Raw genomic sequence first — 18,292 nt, 5'->3', positions numbered from 1 at the left:
CGCCATCGACGCCCACCACCCGTCAGCGTCAGCTCAGGCACCCTCGCTAATGGCCATGGCATCAGCGGGCAAGGTGCCCATGACTGGACCTTAGCAGGCAGCCATGCTGGGATGGTCGGGGGTCTGAGGTTACTGATCCTGGGAGCACCGTTTCAGGGTACTCCCAGGCATATCGACAAGGAGTTCACCGTGAGTCATGACGCTACTCTCCAGGTTGCCGACCTGGATGCAGGTCTGATCTATCGTCTGTTTTCCGGCGCTATCGCACCGCGCCCGATTGCGTGGGTATCAACGCTGAGTAGCGAAGGGCATGCCAACCTGGCGCCTTTCTCGTTTTTCAATGTGGCCAGTGTTGCCCCTCCCATACTGGCGTTCTCACCGCTGCTCAATGGCGAGGGTGGCACCAAGGACACCGTTGCCAATTTGCGAGAGGTGGGCGAATGCATCGTGCACATCGGCGGGGAAGTCCTGGCGGAGGCGCTCAACACCACCAGCGCCAGCCTGCCGCGAGACGGCGATGAGTTCGAACACGCGGGGCTCACCAAGGCGCCCCTTGGCGATCTTCGGGTTCCCCGGATCAGCGAAGCGCCGATCGCCTTCGGCTGTCGTCTCCACGACATCCTTACCTTTGGCGATCAGCCGCTTTCAGGCAACCTGGTGCTGGCCGAAGTGACCGTGATTCACGCCGATCCCAAGGTGTGGGACGGACGCCACGTAGGCCGCGAGGCGCTTGCCCCCATCGGCCGCATGGCCGGCAGTGACTATATTCGCTGCACGGATCTGTTCGCGCTGGAACGTCCCAAGTAACCAGCATTCGGCGCCGGCTCGATTGTCCAGGGGGAACCCGGCAGTGCATCAGCCCCCAAGCAGGGAGCGAATCACCAGGTATCCGCCCATGGCCAGCAATCCCATCAGGAACACCTGACGAAAACGTGCCTCGGAGAGTCGTCGCCGGAGCTCGGCACCCAGCCACATCCCAAGCCCTGCCGGCAGCAAGGCCAGGCAGGAGGCCTGCAACTGATCAATGGACAAGAGCTCTCGCTCCCCCAGCGCCAGCGCCAGACTGAGCGTGGACAGGCTGAACAGCATGCCCATGGCCTGCACCAGGGCGTCTCTGGGCAGGCCGATGGACTGCAGGAAAGGGACGCCAGGAAAGACGCTGGAGCCGGTCAGGCCGGTCAACAGGCCGTTAGCCGTACCCAGCCACCCCGCCTGGGTATGACTGCCGCGAAAGCGCAGCTGCCGGCCGCTCAAGTTCAGCACGGCGTAAAGGATCAGCAGACCGCCCAGCAGCAGCGATAGCCAGCGCGCATCGACACGGGAAAGGACCCATACCCCGGGCCAGACGCCAACGCAGGCCATCAGCAGGAACCCCCACAGGCGACGACACAGCGACAGCAGCTGCCCTCCCACCAATGCCTGCCACACATTGGTGATCACTGTCGGCACCAGCATCAGCGCCATGGCGTCAGGCAGCCCCAGCGTTACCGTCAGCAGCGCCAGCAACACCGTCGGCATGCCCATGCCGAGCACTCCCTTCACCAGCCCTGCCAGCACGAAGATCAGCGCCAGCAGGGCCAGCGACATGACGCCACTGCTCAGCATGAGGGTGTCATGCTTCAGCTTCCCGCTTGGCTTCCCACTCACCGGCCACTTGCTGCCCACGGCGCTGATCGACCCCGGCACACAGTATGATCGCGATGATAAAGAAGGCGGCACACAGCAGGATCGAGGCCTTGAGACCGACTGCAGCTTGCAGCAAGCCCAGGCCAACGATACCGACGATACCCGCCAACTTGTTGGCCAGGCCCCAGAAACCGAAGAACTCCGCCGCCTTCTGGCGTGGCGAGAACAATCCCACCATCACGCGACTGGCCGACTGGCTTGAACCCAGGCTGAGCCCGGCCAGGCAGCCGACGAACAGAAACAGCTGCTCCGCCTGCCAGTCGAGCCCCCAGGTGGCGTTCAGCCAGGCGGTCACCTCCGGGGTCGCCCAGATGGCCAGAATGGCCAGGACCCACAGCACCAGCGTCAGCAGGTACGTCACCAAGGTGCCGATACGGTCTTGGATGAAGCCAAACCCCAGCGCTCCGGCGGCAGCCGTGATCTGCACAATGATGAACATCAGATTACGCGTGCTTTCCTGCCAACCGATCACCTGGGCGCCATAGATGAAGGCAAAGGCAATGATGATGTAGACCCCGGCCATGGAAAACAGTACCGATATCAGGAACAGTCCCAGATCACGAAAACTCTTGAGCTCATGGAAGGTCAGTGAGATGCGCTGCCAGGCAATCTGGCTGAACCGCTGACGCAGAGGTTGCGGCTCGGCCCGCTCCTTTAGCCACAGGAAAGTGGGAATGGCTGCCACCAGGAAGAACCCGGCGGCAAACGGGCCCACCCAGCGAATCCGCTCGAAGTTGTCCGCCGTCGCCTCGCCCAGTACCGCCAGGGTAAAGCCGGCCGCTACCAGTCCGCCGACATAGCCCAGTGCCCAGCCAAACCCTGAAATCGCCCCTAGCTTGTCCGGCGGTCCAAGCCCGGGCAAGAACGCGGCGATAAAGGACTCCCCCATGGAATAGGCATAGTTGGACAGGATGATCAGCACGAAGCCCATCACCACATAGCCCGGTTCGACAAAGTAGAGCATCGCCGTCGTCGCTATGGTGGCCACGTAGCTGGCAAACAGAAAACGCTTTTTCTCGGCCCGGTAGTCCATCACCGCGCCACATAACGGCCCGGTCACGACGACCAGCACAAAGCTGAGCGCCAGTGCCAGGCTCCACAGCAGGTTGGCCAGTCGATAGCCATCCCCCCGATCACCGACGATCACCGTGGTAAAAAGCTCGCCGAAGACCACCGTGATGATCAGCAGGGTGTAAGCCTGGTTGGCGAAATCGAACATCGCCCAGCCGAAGATCTCTCGCCGACGCACTCGGTCAGTGGCGGCAGGAATAATGCTGCTCACGCTCATCGCGCCTTCCTGTTGGCAAAGGGGTTCAAGATAGCAGTCGGACACTGCCCGGTGCCACGGCGTTCATGCGCCTTGGGCAGCATGGCCTTCCACGGGAGCACGCACCTGGCGCGACGCCGGTCAGCCCTCGGCCTGACAACGATCACTGAGCAGAGGGTTGACAACGACCGAGGGTGACAGAGCCTGAGAATGGTAGAGTATGGCGCACGACGTTGACACTCATGTGAGCTGAATGACTTCCATCGATCATCTGGCCAGTGCCGCCGCCCAGGGCTGGCATCAGCGGCTGGCTGGCCTGATTCAAGGCGCCGATCGCAGCGACCTGCCCCAGCAGCTGGATGCCACTCTTACCGAACTGGTGGCCATGGACGCGCTCATTCTGCATGCCTACCAGGGACGTGGCAGGCCACAGGTAATTCACGACAACTACCCACCAGAGCGGCGCGAGCGGGACATCGAGCCCTACTTGAGCCGCATCTATCTGCTAGACCCGATGTTTCAGGCGATCGAGGCTGGCGTGGAAAGTGGCGCTCATCGACTGCGCGACCTGGCACCGGATCGTTTCGAAAGCAGCGAGTACTACCATCACTACTATCGCGGCCTGGGGCTGAGAGATGAAGTTGGCCTGTTTGCCCGGGTCAGTGACGACACCGTCATGGTGCTGTCGCTCGGTTTTCGCCTTCAGGCCCCGACACTGACACGCCGCATGCTCCAGGCACTGCGCCACCTCACCCCGGTCATTGAAGCGCTGCTGCGCCACTACTGGACCTGGCAGCGCTCCGCCGTCGAGTCGACCGCACCGGACGACGAGCCGGTCGACCTGGCGTTCTCGAGCTTTGGTCAGGGCGTACTCACCCGGCGCGAGCAGGATATCGTGCGACTGCTGCTGGCGGGACACTCGGCCAAGTCTGCTGCGCGTCAACTCGGCATCAGTGACGGTACCGTCAAGGTCCACCGCAAGCACATCTATCAGCGACTGTCGGTGACCAGCCAGGCAGAGCTGTTCCGCGCCTTTCTCGATCACGTTGCCCTGATCTCCCGGCGCCAGCGGGAATGAGGAGGATTCCTCAGCATCGGCAGCCCCAAGCCAGCGGCCGCTTTCGCGACCGCACCATGGAAAGGAGCCATGACCGTCACGCCCTCTGTTCATCCCATCTACCCTCATGGGGATATGTCACCGACAGGGCGAGACTGGAGAGACTGTTGGCCTGAACAAGGAGGCCACCAATGACAACAGCCCACTCCCCCCTTTCCTCGCCAACGACTGCCCCTCTGGATGCAGCAACACTATGGCAACAGGACAAGGATCACTTCATCCATCCGTTCACCGACTTCAGCGTCTTCCACGAGAAGGGCTGTGAGCTGATCACGGACGCCGAGGGTATCTACGTCCAGGATGTTCATGGCAATCGTTTCATCGACGGCATCGCCGGACTGTGGTGCGTCAACGTTGGCCATGGACGTGCCGAGATCGGCCAGGCGATGGCGGACCAGGCCACACGCATGGCCTATTTCTCGACCTTCAACAACCTGTCCAACGCGCCGGCTGCGCAACTGGCGGCGAAGCTGGCCGACCTGGCCCCCGACCATCTCAACCATGTGTTCTATACCTGCGGTGGGTCTACCGCCAATGACGCGACCATTCGCTTGGTTCACTACTATTTCAACCGTCTGGGCAAACCCTCTAAAAAGCGCATTCTTTCGCGGCGCAATGCCTACCATGGCACCACCTACCTGGCCGCAAGCCTGACCGGCATCGAGAGCAACAACTGGGAGTTCGACACCCTCGACCAACTTGTCACCCACCTCAGCGAAGCCAACATGTATCGCCGTCCCGAAGGGATGAGTGAAGAAGCCTACTGCGATCATCTGGTGAACGAGCTGACCGCCACCATCGATGAGATCGGTGCCGATCATATTGCCGCCTTCATCGCCGAGCCGATCATGGGGGCAGGCGGCGTGCTGGTCGCTCCTCGCGGCTACCACGCGCGAATGCAGCAGGTCTGTCGCGACCACGACATCCTCTACATCGCCGATGAGGTAGTGACGGGGTTTGGACGCCTCGGCCACGTCTTCGCCTCCGGCGAGGTCTTCGCTACCCAGCCCGATATCATCAACCTGGCCAAGGGACTGTCGTCCGGCTACGCACCACTCGGCGCCACCTTGATCTCCGACCGCCTCTACGAAGTGCTCGGCACTCCTCAGGGCAAGGGCGGCGTCCTGAGCACAGGTTTCACCTATTCCGGTCACCCGGTGAGCTGTGCCGCAGCACTGAAGAACATCGAGATTCTCGAGCGCGAAGATCTCTGCGCCAACGTGCGTGAAGTCGGCCCCTACCTGGAACAGGCCCTGGCCTCCCTGGCCCACCACGATACCGTCGGTGATGTACGCGGCAGTCACTTCATGATGTGCATCGAGAACGTCGCCGACAAAGCCACCAAGGCCCTGTTCCCCGTCGAGGCGCGAGTGGGCGATCGCGTGGCCCACGAGGCCCAGAAGCGTGGCCTGATCATTCGCCCCGTGGGCCATCTGAACGTCATCTCCCCCCCCTTGATCTGGACCCGCGACACCGTCGACACCGCCGTGGAGAGACTCGATCAAGCGCTGGCAGCCACCAGCGCATCGCTCAGGCAAGACGGCTACCTGTAGCCGAGGTGTTCCCTGCCAATGACTGGCAGGGAACAGCACATCACCTGAGTAGGCCGCCTCAGCGACACACCCTGTCGAGGACTCCCCTTGGTGGCGGCCACCGCTCCCTTCAATAACAACGCTCGCCTAAGGCGAAACAAGGAGCTTGCATGGACACCTACGGCGCATGGAGCCTGGTTCCGACCCTGGTGGTGCTGGTGACCGCCATCATCACCCGACGTACCATCGAATCCCTGCTGACTGGCTGCCTCGTCGGCCTGTTGATGATCGCCCCCAGCGAAGTCATTACGCGGGGCTCCGATATTCTGCTCGACGTGCTCGGTAACGACACCGTCACCTGGATCATTCTGGTCTGCGGGCTGTTTGGCAGCTTGATCGCCCTGCTGGTCAAGACCGGCGGCGTGCTCAGCTTCGGCGACGCCATGACCCGCCGCCTGCATAGCCGCCGGCAAAGTCTCCTCACCACCTGGGTGCTGGGCCTGGTGATCTTCGTCGACGACTATCTCAACGCACTGACCATCAGCGCCTCGATGAAGAAGATCACCGATCGCTTCGGCGTATCCCGTGAGAAGCTGGCCTACATCGTCGACTCCACCGCGGCGCCGGTGTGCATCCTGGTGCCTTTCTCGACCTGGGCGGTGTTCTTCGCGGGACTGCTGGAGGACAACGACGTGGCCAGCAACGGCATGTCGCTGTACATCTCTTCCATTCCGTACATGGCCTATGCCTGGGTCGCCGCCGCTATCGTGCCGCTGGTAGCACTTGGCTGGCTGCCCGATATTGGTCCCATGAAGAAGGCCGAAGCACGTGCCCGAGGCGGACAGCCCGTCCCCGATGGCGGGGAAGAACATGCTCTGCAGATCGACACCAAGTACGATGGCAAGAGCCCTCATCTGCTTAACTTCCTGCTGCCGATCGCCAGCCTGATCGTCGCCACCTGGTACTTCGATATCGATATCCTGCGCGGCGTCATCGTGGCCCTGGCGGTCACCCTGGTGCTGATCGCCGTTCAGCGACTGCTGAGCTTCAACGACACCTTCGATACGGCGCTGGAGGGTTTCAAGGCGATGATCATGCCGCTGGGCACCCTGGTGGCAGGCTTCGCCCTGAAGGAAGTCAACGATGTGCTCGGCCTGACCGAGGTCGTCATCGCTGCCGTCGAACCGCTGATGACCGCCGGTCTGCTGCCTGCCGTGGTGTTCGTCACCATGGCCTTCCTGGCCTTTGCCACAGGCTCGTTCTGGGGACTGTTTGCGGTCGCGATGCCCATCGTCCTGCCGCTCGCCATGAGCATGGACGCCAACATGCCGCTGGTGGTGGGCGCACTGATCTCGGCCAGCGCCTTCGGCAGCCACGCCTGCTTCTATGGCGATTCCACCGTCCTCTCGGCCCAGGGTAGCGGCTGCAGCCCGATGGCCCACGCCCTGACCCAAATTCCCTATGTCCTGATCGCGGCGGCACTCGCCACCGGCGTCTTTCTGATCCTTGGTCTGCTGTGAGTCCTGCCATGCACCCTACACACTGCCCTTCGTCTGTCGCACCGTCCGCCGCTACGCCCGCCGCACAGGGCTATGTCATGCCGGCGGAATTCGCCCCCCACGATGCGTGCTGGATGCTCTGGCCCCAGCGTCCCGACACCTGGCGTCTTGGCGCGAAACCCGCCCAGCAAGCCTTCGTCGCTGTCGCCAGTGCCATTGCCGAAAGCGAGACCGTCTACGTCGGGGTCAACGACGATCAGTATGAAAATGCCAGGCACCAGTTGCCGGCCCAGGTCCGTGTTGTCGAACTTTCCAGCAACGATGCCTGGATGCGAGACGTCGGTCCGACCTTCCTGGTGCATCCGGACAAGGGCCTAGCTCTGGTCGACTGGGAATTCAACGCCTGGGGCGGCCTCAAGGATGGGCTCTACTTCCCCTGGGACAAGGACCGCAGGATTCGGCCCAAGATCGCGGAGATGCTGGGCATTCCCTGCTTTGATGTGGAGGTAGTGCTGGAAGGCGGCGCCATTCATGTCGACGGCGAAGGCACCTTGATCACCACCGAAGAGTGCCTGCTGAACCCCAATCGCAACCCCGGCATGGATCGCGCCACCATGGAGCGCCGGCTCCAGGATAGCCTGGGTATCCAGAAGGTCATCTGGCTGCCCAGGGGCTGCTATCTCGATGAAACCGATGGCCACGTCGACAACCTGTGCTGCTTTGTTGGCCCGGCCGAAGTTGCCTTGACCTGGTGTGACGACGACACCGATCCCGAGTACGCCATCTGCCGGGAAGCCCGAGCGGTGCTCGAGGCCAGTACCGATGCCAAGGGCAGAGCCATCACTGTGCACCCCTTGCCACAGCCTGGCCCGCTGACCATCGCAGAGGATGAGGCCAGCGGCATTGATCGACTGGCCAGCTCCCACCCACGTCGCCCCGGCGACAGGATGGCGGCGTCCTACGTCAACTTCTACATTGGCAACCGTGTCGTGGTCATGCCCCAGCTCGATCCGCGCCATGACGCCACCGTCATGGACATCCTGGCGCGCCTGTTCCCGGACCGCCGTGTGGTTGGCGTGCCCGCTCGCGAGATATTGCTGGGCGGCGGAAACATTCACTGCATCACCCAGCAACAGCCACGGCCCTGAGTGTCTCGCTCACCACGGAAAGCGTCTCCTTTAGGAGACAGCCAGCGCTGAATCAAGGGCTTGTGCTCCAACGCCAAGATCCATAGGCTCGAAAAGGCACATAACAGCAAAGGAGAAACATCATGAGGAAGGGGTCCATCAAGACACTCTCCAGCCTGCTGCTGGCTGCTTTCATGACCCTGGGCCTGGCCGCCTGCGGCACCGGCACTGGCGAGCGTGCCGCTAGCGGTGCCGGTGTTGGCGCTGCCGTGGGCGCTGGCGCTGCCGCCGCCACCGGCGGAGACGTGGCCGAGGGCGCTGTCATTGGCGGCGGCGTTGGCGCTGCTGCGGGTGCTGCCACCGACGAGGACGATATCGACCTCGACAACTGATCCCGATGGATCAGACAGCGTCCGAGCCGTTGTCGGACGCTAGCACCAAGACGCCGTCGCGCTTAACCGCCGACGGCGTCTTGCTGTGTCTGGCATGTCGATCCGTCGTGTCGCCGGGGCATGTCAACCTGACCCGTTCGACACGACGCTCCCGTCTCGCCGATCACTTTGGCGCAATTTGGAGACATTTCGTTCAAATTTGTTCCACTTGCGCACAGTTAACCCACCGGCCTAAGGTATGAGCAACTCCGATACCAATGAGGAACTCGGCATGAAACGACTGACACTGAGCTGTCTGATGGCTGCCACACTGGCGCTGGGTCTAGCGGCGTGCGGAACCGGCACGGGTGAGCGAGCCCTGAGCGGCGCTGGCGTTGGCGCCGCGGTCGGCGCAGGTGCTGCCGCCATCACCGGTGGCGATGTCGGCAAGGGCGCGGTTATCGGGGGCGGCGTTGGCGCTGCCACCGGAGCGGCGACCGACTCGAATGACATCGACCTGAGCCGCTGATCAGACCGCCGCCGCAACACCGGCGGATGCTCTGAAACGCCACTAGCGACACACCCTGCCGCCCACGCCGAGATGAAAATGATCGGCGTGGGCGGCATTGTAATCAGGCCCCAGAACGGTACCGAACACCGTGCAAGCGTGCTCTCCTGCCTCCTCGAGGAATCGCCCCGGAGCCCCCTCACCCCAGTCGTTGAGCAGACTTATCCTGCGACCATCCGTGGTGATGAAGGCCCCGACATCCAACGCCTCTGCGGTAGCGTGCTGGCTACGCCGGCCTGTCGCCCGTCCGTAGATATTGCGGCAGGCGAAGCTGCCCATATGCTCGATGCGGGCGATGCCGGTGCCCAACTGGCGGCTCGCGGCCTCGCTTAGCCCACGTTCATACATCGCCCACGCAACCGCCAGCGGGCAACGGGTCATGACCGGCGGCTGAACGGCGACATCACCGCCTTGCATGCGCACCAGGTTGGTAAGCGAACAGTCGCCGACGGTGGCATCTTCCATCGCAGAGAAGCGCTGAGCGGGGTCACTGGCCAACACGCTGCGACACGCCTCGGGATCATCGCCCAGGCGGGACAGCTTGTAGCGAAACCAGGGGCCAGGAGAAGCGTCCAAGGAAATGGGAGCCCAGGGTTTGTAGCGGTCAGGGATGACGATAATGCCCTTGTCCAGCGCAATGCCAAGCACCAGCAGCATCACCAGCAGCCATTGGATCATTCCCCCTCCCTGGCGCTTGAGCTCATTGGCGGCGGTCTGAAGTGCCGCCTACGGCTCCACCAACAACGACATTGCCAACGCCACGAGTCCCACAGCCACTGCCGTCAGCACGGCTACGGTGACGATACGATCCAGCCAGCGATCAAAACTGGTCCAGGTGAACGACAGGCGTCTGCGACGAGACGATGCCCTGCGGCGGGTGGCGCCGCGGGCAGGTGGAGAATTCATGGCCGAGATCCTTCCGACGATACCTTGAGCTTACGTGCTGGCGGCCTCCCTGACCACCAAAGCATCCAGAATACCTCAATTACCCAACGAGGAGGCGGCCGGCGCTAGGCGCCGCCGCCATGGCACCGTCGGAGGACGGCCTGTGGACAGTCGGGGGCGCATCAAAGTGGCCCCCGCTGCCGGCGGGTCTAGGCTAGTGATTGATGCGCCGGTTGACGACGTTGGGGGCCCGGCGCAAGCGCTCCTCTTCCGCCATGTTGCCGGCTTCGAAGGGATCGGCGCCGACGGGTGTCTCGCCATGCTGGCGATAGAGTTGGGACAGCATATTGCGACGATCCGTCTGCAATTCCTTGACCAGCACGAACATCATGCCGAAGAGAATGAACGAAAACGGCAGCGCCGCCAGTACCGAGGCGGACTGCAGCCCTTTGAGGCCCCCCGCCACAATCAGGGTGAGGCATATGGCAGCGATCAGCAGCCCCCAGCACACTCGCTTGTAGAGCGGAGGGGCGATGGAACCGTTATCGGTCATCTGAGCCACGATGAATGACGCAGAATCCGCAGAGGTGACGAGAAAGATAAAGATCAGCAGCATCGCCACCACCGACAGCAGCGTCGAGAAGGGCATCAGGTCGAACATCTCGAACAGGGCCACGGTGATATTGCTCTGTGTCGCCGCTGCCAGTCCGGCATCTCCCCCCAACTCCATATGCAGGGCGGCGCCACCGAAGACGCCGATCCACAGACAGGCCAGCAACGGCGGAACGACGAGCACGCCAAGCACATACTCGCGAATGGTTCGTCCGCGCGAGACACGAGCGACAAAGGTGCCGACAAAGGGCGACCAGGCAATGACCCAGGCCCAGTAGAAGATGGTCCACTGCGACGCCCAGGGATCGTCATTGTAGGGCGACATGGTCAGGCTCATGCCAATGAAGTTCTGAAGATAGTCGCCCAGCCCCAGCGTAATGGTCTCGAGAATCTTCACCGTCGGGCCGGTGAAGAGCACGTACAGCATCATGGCGATGCACAAGGCCATGTTGAGATTGGACAAGCGCTTGATGCCCTTGTCGAGGCCGGACCAGGTCGATGCCATGTACGCCAGGAACATGACCGACAGGATGATCGCCTGCCACCAACCGTTCTCCGGCAGACCGAACACAGCGTTGAGACCGCCATTCATCTGCAGCACGCCCAGGCCCAGCGACGTCGCGACCCCCATCACGGTGGCCACGACCGCAAAGATATCCAGCCAGTCGGTGTAGGGGCGGATGGCAGGTCGCTTGGCCGTCATCGAGGACAGCACCGACGACACCAGCCCGGCCTGATCCTTGCGGAACTGGAAGTAGGCGATGATCAACCCCACCAGCGAAAAGGCCGCCCACTGGTGAACCCCCCAGTTGAAGTAGCTCATCTGAATGGCATAGCGCGCGGCCTCCACGCTTTCCGCCTCGACCGCACCATAGGGGGGTACGGCAAAGTGGGTCATGGGCTCGGCCATGCCATAGAACACCAGCCCGACACCAAAGCCCGCCGCCAGCAGCATGCTGATCCACGAGAAGGTGTCATAGGTCGGCGTACTGTCCTGAGGACCCAGGCGTACCTTGCCGTACTTGCTCACCGCCAGGCCGATCAGAAAGATCACAAAGGCGAACACTGCCAGCAGATAAAACCAGCCAAAGTAGTGGGTCACCTTGCCAAGCGCGGCACTGGCGGCGTCGCCAAAGGCCTCGGGGAAGCTGGCGCCAACGGCCACCAGGGCGATGATGATGAGGGCAGACAGACGGAAGACGCGATCCTTGCCAGCGAGCGGTAGACGCTCCTGTATCGTTCGACCGTTCATGGACACTCCTTGCCAAACGGCGGTCATGAGAATCAGGGCGTAGCACCCTAACAAAAGTCGGACTGTCCATCACGGTAGGTGAATATTCGTTTGAGCACAAAAAAGCCGGTGCCCCAAGGCACCGGCATGGCTATCGATAGCGGCATCAATAGCGAACGTCACCGCGGCTACCCGCTCGCTGGCGTAATGGCGTCACGGTTGAGGCTTCGGCGCCACCAGCGTTGCTGTGTCGTTCTCGGCCGTTTCATCATCTTCCTTGAGGGCCTCCTCGGGAGGCGGCATGCCATCACTCTTGGCCTGATCACGTGCCTCGAAGGCATCTGCCCCCACCGGCATCTCACGGTAGTGCTGCCGCAGGCCCTCGAGCATCAGCTTACGATCCTTGCGCAACTCGCGGACCATGACGACCACCATCATGTACAGAATAAAGGTGAAGGGCAGCGCCGCCAGCACCGAGGCTGATTGCAGCCCCTTGAGGCCGCCGGCGGCAATCAGCGTCAGACAGATGGCGGCGATCAGCACCCCCCACAACACCCGCTTGTACAGCGGCGGATCGATGGAGCCGTTGTCCGTCATCTGGGCCACGATGTACGAGGCCGAATCTGCCGAGGTGACCAGGAAGATAAAGATCAACAGCATGGCCATGACGGACAGCAGTCCCGAGAACGGCATCAGGTCGAACATTTCGAATAGCGCCACGGTGATGTTCTGCTGTGTCGCCTGGGCCAGCCCCAGCCCTTCCGTCGCCAATTCCATATGGATGGCGGTGCCGCCAAACACGCCCAGCCACAGGCATGCCAGCAGCGGTGGCACGAACAGCACCCCAAAGACATATTCCTTGATGGTACGCCCCCGCGAAATCCGCGCGACGAAGGTGCCGACAAAGGGTGCCCAGGCGATGACCCAGACCCAGTAGAAGATGGTCCAGTTCTGCGCCCAGGGATCATTGTTGTAAGGCGACATGCGCAGACTCATGACGAAAAAGTTCTGCACGTAGTCGCCAAGGCCCAGGGTGATGGTTTCCAGGATCTTGATGGTCGGCCCGGTGAACAGCACATACAGCATCATGGCGATGCACATGATCATGTTGAGATTCGACAGGCGCTTGATGCCCTTGTCCAGTCCGGACCAGGTCGAGGCCATGTACGCCAGAAACATGCAGAACAGGATAAGGAACTGCCACAGCCCGCTCTCAGGCACCCCGAACACCGCGTGCAATCCACCATTGGTCTGCAGTACTCCCAGTCCCAATGAGGTCGCCACCCCCATCACCGTGGCCACGACCGCAAACACATCCAGCGCACCATTGAAACGACGCAACCCCGGACGCTTGGCCGTCAGTGGTCGCAGCACCACCGAGACGAGTCCCGCCTGATCCTTGCGAAACTGGTAGTACGCAATGATCAACCCCACCAGCGCGAAGGACGCCCACTGATGGATGCCCCAGTTGAAGAAGCTGTACTGAATGGCATAGCGAGCTGACGCCGCGGATTCCGGTGCGACGTCACCATAGGGCGGTGCGATGTAATGCGTCATGGGTTCCGCCATGCCGTAAAACACCAACCCGACGCCGAAACCCGCGGCCAGCAGCATGCTGATCCAGGAGAAGAAGCCATACTCCGGCTTGCTGTCCTGGGGCCCTAGCCGAATCTTGCCGTACCGCCCCATGGCCAGCGCCAGCAGAAACACCACAATGCCGGTCACCGACAGCAGATAGAACCAGCCAAAATAGTGGGACACCCCGCCGAGGGCACGACTGGCGACTTCTCCAAAGCCCTCGGGGAACAGCGCTCCCAGCGCCACCAGGATCAGTATGATGACGGCGGAGGCATAAAAGACCCGCTGTCCTTCATCACGTTGCATATCGCCTTCCTTTTGTTCGACTGCTTGTTGGAAGGCCTGTGCAGCGCCGCTCCGGCGAGAACTTCGCGCGGACGCTCACGAGAGAACGTTTCTGCCCGGAGACTCACCGAGCAGCCTTTGCAGACCTATGCTTTGATAACAGTTAGTTTGTTATCTATCATCCCCACCTAGCCATCGCCGTCTCGAAGGTGCTGACGTCATGGCAAGGCGTTTGCTCACACCGCGCCGTGGATGCCACGGTGAAGGACGACAAGGCGCGCTTCACGCACCCCAGTGTCATCATAATGAACTGGGTGCGATTGCCAGCATCTTCTCCTAGACATAAGCCGGGACGGCAAAAAATCAGCCGGTATCGACATTCAGGATGTCTCTTTATCCTGACGAAACATGCCGGATCGCGGAGGAACGCTTCATGACTCGCCTCAGCACTACCCCTCTTTCTGTTCTCGACCTGGCCCCCATCCGTGACGGCGGCACCATCGCCGATAGCTTCAGCGATAGCGTGGCGCTGGCCCGCTTGACCGAGTCGCTGGGTTTCACTCGCTACTGGCTGGCGGAGCACCACAGCCTGGAAGGCATTGCCAGTGCCGCCACCTCGGTACTGATGGGCCACATTGCCGGGAAAACGTCGCGCATTCGTATCGGTAGCGGCGGCATCATGCTGCCCAATCACCCTCCTCTGGTGATTGCCGAGCAGTTCGGGACACTGGAGACGCTATATCCTGGGCGAATTGATCTCGGCCTGGGCCGCGCCCCCGGCTCGGATGCTGCCACCATGGCAGCCATGCGTCGCGACCCCCACGCGGGGGTGGACGACTTTCCGCAGCGTCTGGAAGAACTGGAAGGTTATCTGGATGAGGCGCGTCCGGGACAGCGGGTTCAGGCCGTGCCGGGCCAGGGAACCCGGGTGCCGATCTGGCTGCTGGGCTCAAGCCTCTACAGCGCCCAGCTGGCCGCTCACAAGGGTCTGCCGTTTGCCTTTGCCGCTCAATTCGCCCCGGCGCAGCTGGATGATGCCCTAGCGGTCTATCGGCGCAACTTCCAGCCCTCTGCCGTGCTGGAGGCGCCTTACGCCATGGTCGGACTGCCGGTACTGGCGGCGGACAGCGACGAACATGCGCACTTTCTCTCCACCACCGCACAGCAGAAGTTTCTGGGCCTGATTCGCGGCCAGCGGGGACGCGCCAAGCCACCGGTCCGCTCGCTCGACTGGAACCCCATGGAGCGCGCCCAGGTCGAGAGCTTTCTCGGCGCGGCGGTCATCGGCAGCCCAAGCACGGTGCGCGACGGCCTGGAGCGCATGCTCGAGCGCACCCAGGCCGATGAGTTGATGCTCAACACGGATACCTATGCCCTGGAGGATCGCCTCAACAGCTACCAGCTGGTGAGTGACGTATGGCGGCAGGCATGAGAATCCCTCGCTGAGTCCCCTGTCTCAGTTAGCCAGGTGACGCCAGTTGGGCTCCCGCGTCAGCCAGTCGGGCCCGGCCTGTTCAAAGGCATGGGCCCAACGCAGCAGCGCCAGATCCTGGCGATGCGGGGCGATCACCTGGATGCCCATGGCACGTCCTCGAGCATCAAAACCTGCAGGCAGGTTGATCACCGGACAACCCGACAGTGACCCAGCGATGACCACTTCCATCCAGCGGTGATAGGTGTCCATGGTGCGTCCTGCGATTTTGGGTGGCCATGGGGTCTCCACATCAAACGCAAAGACCTGAGCACTTGGCAGAACCAGGGCGTCATACTGCTGGAAGAGTTCAAGCAGACGAGCGTGCCAGGCACTTCGCGCCACATTGGCACGGTGAACATCCAGCGCCGACCGCTGCATACCCTGTTCGATTTCCCACTGCGCCTCTGGCTTCAATGCGTCTCGGCGCGACACGTCCTGCCACACTTCGGAAAGGCTGCCGGCGATGGCCCATTGGCGCAATACCAGCCAGCTTTGCCACAGTCGCGCAGGGTCGAAGCCCGGGTCCAGCGCCTCGACCCGGGCACCCAGATCCTCGAATACCGCCAATGCCCCCTGGCACACCTCCAGCACCCCCTGTTCCATCGCCAGATGTCCCTGCCAGTCGCCCAGCCAGCCGATTCTCAGACCCTTGATCGCATCTTCTTGGGCGAGTGGGCCTGCCAGTGACGCCGGATCATCTTGCAATGACAAAGGCGCACTGGGGTGTGCCCCCGCCTGGGTCGCCAGCAAGCGGGCCACATCCTCGACGGTTCTTCCCATCGGGCCCTCGGTCGCCAACTGGTGGCCGAATATCTCTGGACCCGGTCCATGGGGCACCCGCCCAAAGGAAGGGCGCAAGCCAAACAGGTTGTGATAGGCCGCAGGGTTGCGCAGCGATCCCATCATGTCGCTGCCGTCCGCCACCGGCAGCATTCGCATGGCCAGCGCCGCCGCGGCACCGCCACTGGATCCCCCCGCACACAAGCGAGGATCATAGGCGTTTCGCGTGGCGCCAAAGACCTGGTTGTAGGTGTGGGAGCCAAGGCCGAATTCCGGCGTATTGGTCTTGCCGATAAAGATGGCCCCGGCTCGACGCGTGCGCTCGACCATGATGCCGTCCTGTTCGGGCACCTGACCGGCAAACAAGGGGGATCCCATCGAGGTCGGCATATCCCGGGTGGCCGAGAGGTCCTTGATCGCCTGGGGGATGCCATGCAACCAACCGCGAGAACGCCCTGCCGCCAGCTCACGATCGCACTCGCCGGCTTCGTCCATCAGCAGGTCAGGATCGCGCCGGGACACGATGGCATTGACCACCGGATTGGCGGCATCTATGTGCGCCAGATATGCGGCCATGACGTCTTTACAGCTCAGCTCCTTGGCGTGCAGTTGCCGCGAAAGCTCGCTGGCGGACAGTGACAGCAGTGCATCCTGGTGCATGGACCCTTGATCGCTTGGCATGCCTTCATCCTTGTCTTGTTGGGCCTTGTGCAGGACCTTGTGTTGGACGTCTGGTGGAAAGCCATGGGACTGTGACATGGCTTTCCGAGCCTACCCGAACCGGCCCTACACCAGCCACAGCAAACACGCCGCGTTGATGATGAAGACCACGAACATCAGCAGAATGGTATAGCCCATCACCTGACCGGCCTTGAGCCCTGTCACCCCCAGAATGGGCAGCAGCCAGAAGGGCTGTGCAAGATTGGTCAGCTGATCCCCCATCATCACCGACATGACGGCAAGATGGGCCGGCAGGCCAAGTTGCAGCGCCGCCGCTGTAGCGATCGGCCCCTGAACTGCCCACTGCCCGCCACCGGAGGGCACGGCAAAGTTGACCAGTGCAGCGCTGATCATGCTGTACAGCGGAAAGGTGTCTGGCGTCGAGATGCTGACAAACCAGTCTGCAATCATGCTGAACAGGCCGCTACCGGCCATCAGCCCCAGGATGCCGGCGTAGAAGGGGAACTGCAGGATGATGCCACCTGCGGCAGACGATGCCCGCATGATGGCTCGGGAGTAGTTGCCCAGCGAGCCGTGCATCAGCAGGCCCAGCATCAGAAAGCCAAAGTTCAGCACATTGAGATCCAGCCCCAGCAGACCTTCCGCCAAGATGTAGCGCACCACGAAGAACAGACCGCCCAAGGCGATGGCCCAGCACAGTACGCGGCTGCGGTTTACCCGGTTGGCGGGCAGGCGCCGCTCCTCGTCGGAGAGCGGCTCTTCCACGCTGTCTTCATCGTCCTGGCCCGCGTAGACCACGGTCGTGGTGGGCGATGGATGCAACAGTGCCAGCAGCAGCGGCGTGACCACCACCGTCAGCAGCACAAAGATCAGGTTGTAGGGCTGGAAGATCGTCTCGGAGAGGGGGATCAGGCCGATGCTGGATTCCAGAAAGTGTCCTGGCGTATTGACCAGCAGGGCGCCCGAACTTGTCAGCCCAGTCTGGGAAATGACCCCACCTCCGTAGGCAGCCGCAGCGAGCAGAGGAAAGTGCACCGCCAGACCATTGTCGCGGGCGTAGCGCGCCACCTCTCTGGCAAGAAAGGCACTGACGATCAGACCTACCCCCCAGTGCAGGAAAGACAAAATGCTGCCCGCCAGGGCGGTCACCACAATTGCGCCCGTGCGCGAGCGGGGCAGCGAGGCCACCCAGCGTAGCGCCCGCTGCATTGACGGTGCGGTGGCCAGGCCAAAGCCGGTGACCACGATCAAGACCATTTGCATGGCAAAGGTCAGCAGGCGCCAGAAACCGCCGTACCACTGGTCGATCAGCTCCACAGGACCATGCGGAGTGAACGCCAGCGCAGCGCCGAACACCATCAGCGTGAGGATTACCGCCAGGGCGAAGGGATCGGGAATCCAGCGGATACCGAAGGAAGCAGCGCCATCACCCAGGCGCTGCATAAATGACGAGAAGGATCGGCCAGAGCCAGAGGGTTTTGCCACGGACCGCTGTGGAGTCGACATGTTGGTAGCCTCTTGAATGCCACACTTGTTGTTGTGACGGCGACCAGCATGGCCCGGAGCCCGGGCCCGACCTACCAGGCCAGGACACGTGAT

At 62.3% G+C, this 18,292-nt stretch carries 16 protein-coding genes; 8 read left to right on the top strand and 8 right to left on the bottom strand.

Translation table 11 applies throughout. The features are described 5' to 3' along the window. The first annotated feature begins 189 nt into the window (after positions 1-189). Positions 190-807 carry a flavin reductase family protein gene (locus KUV45_RS07145; RefSeq protein ID WP_224851960.1) on the top strand — a complete coding sequence of 206 codons (618 nt, stop codon included), beginning with the start codon at positions 190-192 and terminating at the stop codon, positions 805-807. A gap of 48 nt (positions 808-855) precedes the next feature. Here KUV45_RS07145 and KUV45_RS07140 read toward each other — a convergent pair whose 3' ends face one another. Beyond that, complete coding sequence (locus KUV45_RS07140) at positions 856-1,605, bottom strand: sulfite exporter TauE/SafE family protein (protein WP_222162554.1); 750 nt, start codon at positions 1,603-1,605, stop codon at positions 856-858. A 7-nt stretch (positions 1,606-1,612) separates the two neighbouring features. After that, positions 1,613-2,974 carry an MFS transporter gene (locus KUV45_RS07135; RefSeq protein ID WP_224851959.1) on the bottom strand — a complete coding sequence of 454 codons (1,362 nt, stop codon included), beginning with the start codon at positions 2,972-2,974 and terminating at the stop codon, positions 1,613-1,615. A 232-nt stretch (positions 2,975-3,206) separates the two neighbouring features. On the opposite strand from KUV45_RS07135, the gene KUV45_RS07130 reads away from it, so the two are divergent. The 6 genes from KUV45_RS07130 (at position 3,207) to KUV45_RS07105 (ending at position 9,128) form a co-directional block, all read left to right on the top strand. After that, the gene (locus KUV45_RS07130) at positions 3,207-4,031 is read left to right on the top strand and encodes a helix-turn-helix transcriptional regulator (protein ID WP_206941708.1); all 825 of its coding nucleotides are present in this window, start codon (positions 3,207-3,209) and stop codon (positions 4,029-4,031) included. Positions 4,032-4,201: 170 nt separating this feature from the next. After that, on the top strand, positions 4,202-5,623 hold the full coding sequence (locus KUV45_RS07125; protein ID WP_222162553.1) for an aminotransferase: 1,422 nt from the start codon (positions 4,202-4,204) through the stop codon (positions 5,621-5,623). A 149-nt stretch (positions 5,624-5,772) separates the two neighbouring features. Further along, positions 5,773-7,122 (top strand): Na+/H+ antiporter NhaC family protein, encoded by a 1,350-nt coding sequence (locus KUV45_RS07120; protein ID WP_206941716.1) that lies wholly within the window; start codon positions 5,773-5,775, stop codon positions 7,120-7,122. An 8-nt stretch (positions 7,123-7,130) separates the two neighbouring features. Further along, complete coding sequence (aguA, locus tag KUV45_RS07115; protein ID WP_222162552.1) at positions 7,131-8,249, top strand: agmatine deiminase; 1,119 nt, start codon at positions 7,131-7,133, stop codon at positions 8,247-8,249. A 122-nt stretch (positions 8,250-8,371) separates the two neighbouring features. Then, positions 8,372-8,620 carry a hypothetical protein gene (locus KUV45_RS07110; protein WP_206941721.1) on the top strand — a complete coding sequence of 83 codons (249 nt, stop codon included), beginning with the start codon at positions 8,372-8,374 and terminating at the stop codon, positions 8,618-8,620. Between the two features lie 271 nt (positions 8,621-8,891). Next, the gene (locus KUV45_RS07105) at positions 8,892-9,128 is read left to right on the top strand and encodes a hypothetical protein (protein WP_206941722.1); all 237 of its coding nucleotides are present in this window, start codon (positions 8,892-8,894) and stop codon (positions 9,126-9,128) included. Positions 9,129-9,170: 42 nt separating this feature from the next. On the opposite strand, the gene KUV45_RS07100 is transcribed toward KUV45_RS07105, so the two are convergent. From KUV45_RS07100 to KUV45_RS07085, 4 genes are all read right to left on the bottom strand, one after another. Beyond that, complete coding sequence (locus KUV45_RS07100) at positions 9,171-9,845, bottom strand: extensin family protein (RefSeq protein WP_222162551.1); 675 nt, start codon at positions 9,843-9,845, stop codon at positions 9,171-9,173. A gap of 48 nt (positions 9,846-9,893) precedes the next feature. Next, complete coding sequence (locus KUV45_RS07095; protein WP_222162918.1) at positions 9,894-10,073, bottom strand: hypothetical protein; 180 nt, start codon at positions 10,071-10,073, stop codon at positions 9,894-9,896. Positions 10,074-10,266: 193 nt separating this feature from the next. Then, positions 10,267-11,916: a BCCT family transporter gene (locus KUV45_RS07090; protein ID WP_222162550.1), complete on the bottom strand. Its 1,650-nt coding sequence runs from the start codon at positions 11,914-11,916 to the stop codon at positions 10,267-10,269. Positions 11,917-12,108: 192 nt separating this feature from the next. Beyond that, complete coding sequence (locus KUV45_RS07085) at positions 12,109-13,779, bottom strand: BCCT family transporter (protein WP_222162549.1); 1,671 nt, start codon at positions 13,777-13,779, stop codon at positions 12,109-12,111. Between the two features lie 412 nt (positions 13,780-14,191). Between KUV45_RS07085 and KUV45_RS07080 the strand changes: the two genes are divergently transcribed. Further along, positions 14,192-15,190, top strand: coding sequence for an LLM class flavin-dependent oxidoreductase (locus KUV45_RS07080; protein WP_222162548.1), 999 nt, complete (start codon positions 14,192-14,194; stop codon positions 15,188-15,190). 24 nt (positions 15,191-15,214) lie between these two features. On the opposite strand, the gene KUV45_RS07075 is transcribed toward KUV45_RS07080, so the two are convergent. Further along, the gene (locus KUV45_RS07075) at positions 15,215-16,693 is read right to left on the bottom strand and encodes an amidase (RefSeq protein ID WP_222162547.1); all 1,479 of its coding nucleotides are present in this window, start codon (positions 16,691-16,693) and stop codon (positions 15,215-15,217) included. A 105-nt stretch (positions 16,694-16,798) separates the two neighbouring features. Then, complete coding sequence (locus KUV45_RS07070; protein WP_222162546.1) at positions 16,799-18,199, bottom strand: short-chain fatty acid transporter; 1,401 nt, start codon at positions 18,197-18,199, stop codon at positions 16,799-16,801. Positions 18,200-18,292: the final 93 nt, after the last annotated feature.

The sequence above is a fragment of the Halomonas sp. DP3Y7-2 genome, assembly GCF_019800795.1.
GTDB classification, from domain to species: Bacteria; Pseudomonadota; Gammaproteobacteria; order Pseudomonadales; family Halomonadaceae; genus Halomonas; species Halomonas litopenaei_A.
Note: the sequence above shows the minus strand (reverse complement) of the source record. Positions and strands in the feature narration are given on the sequence as shown.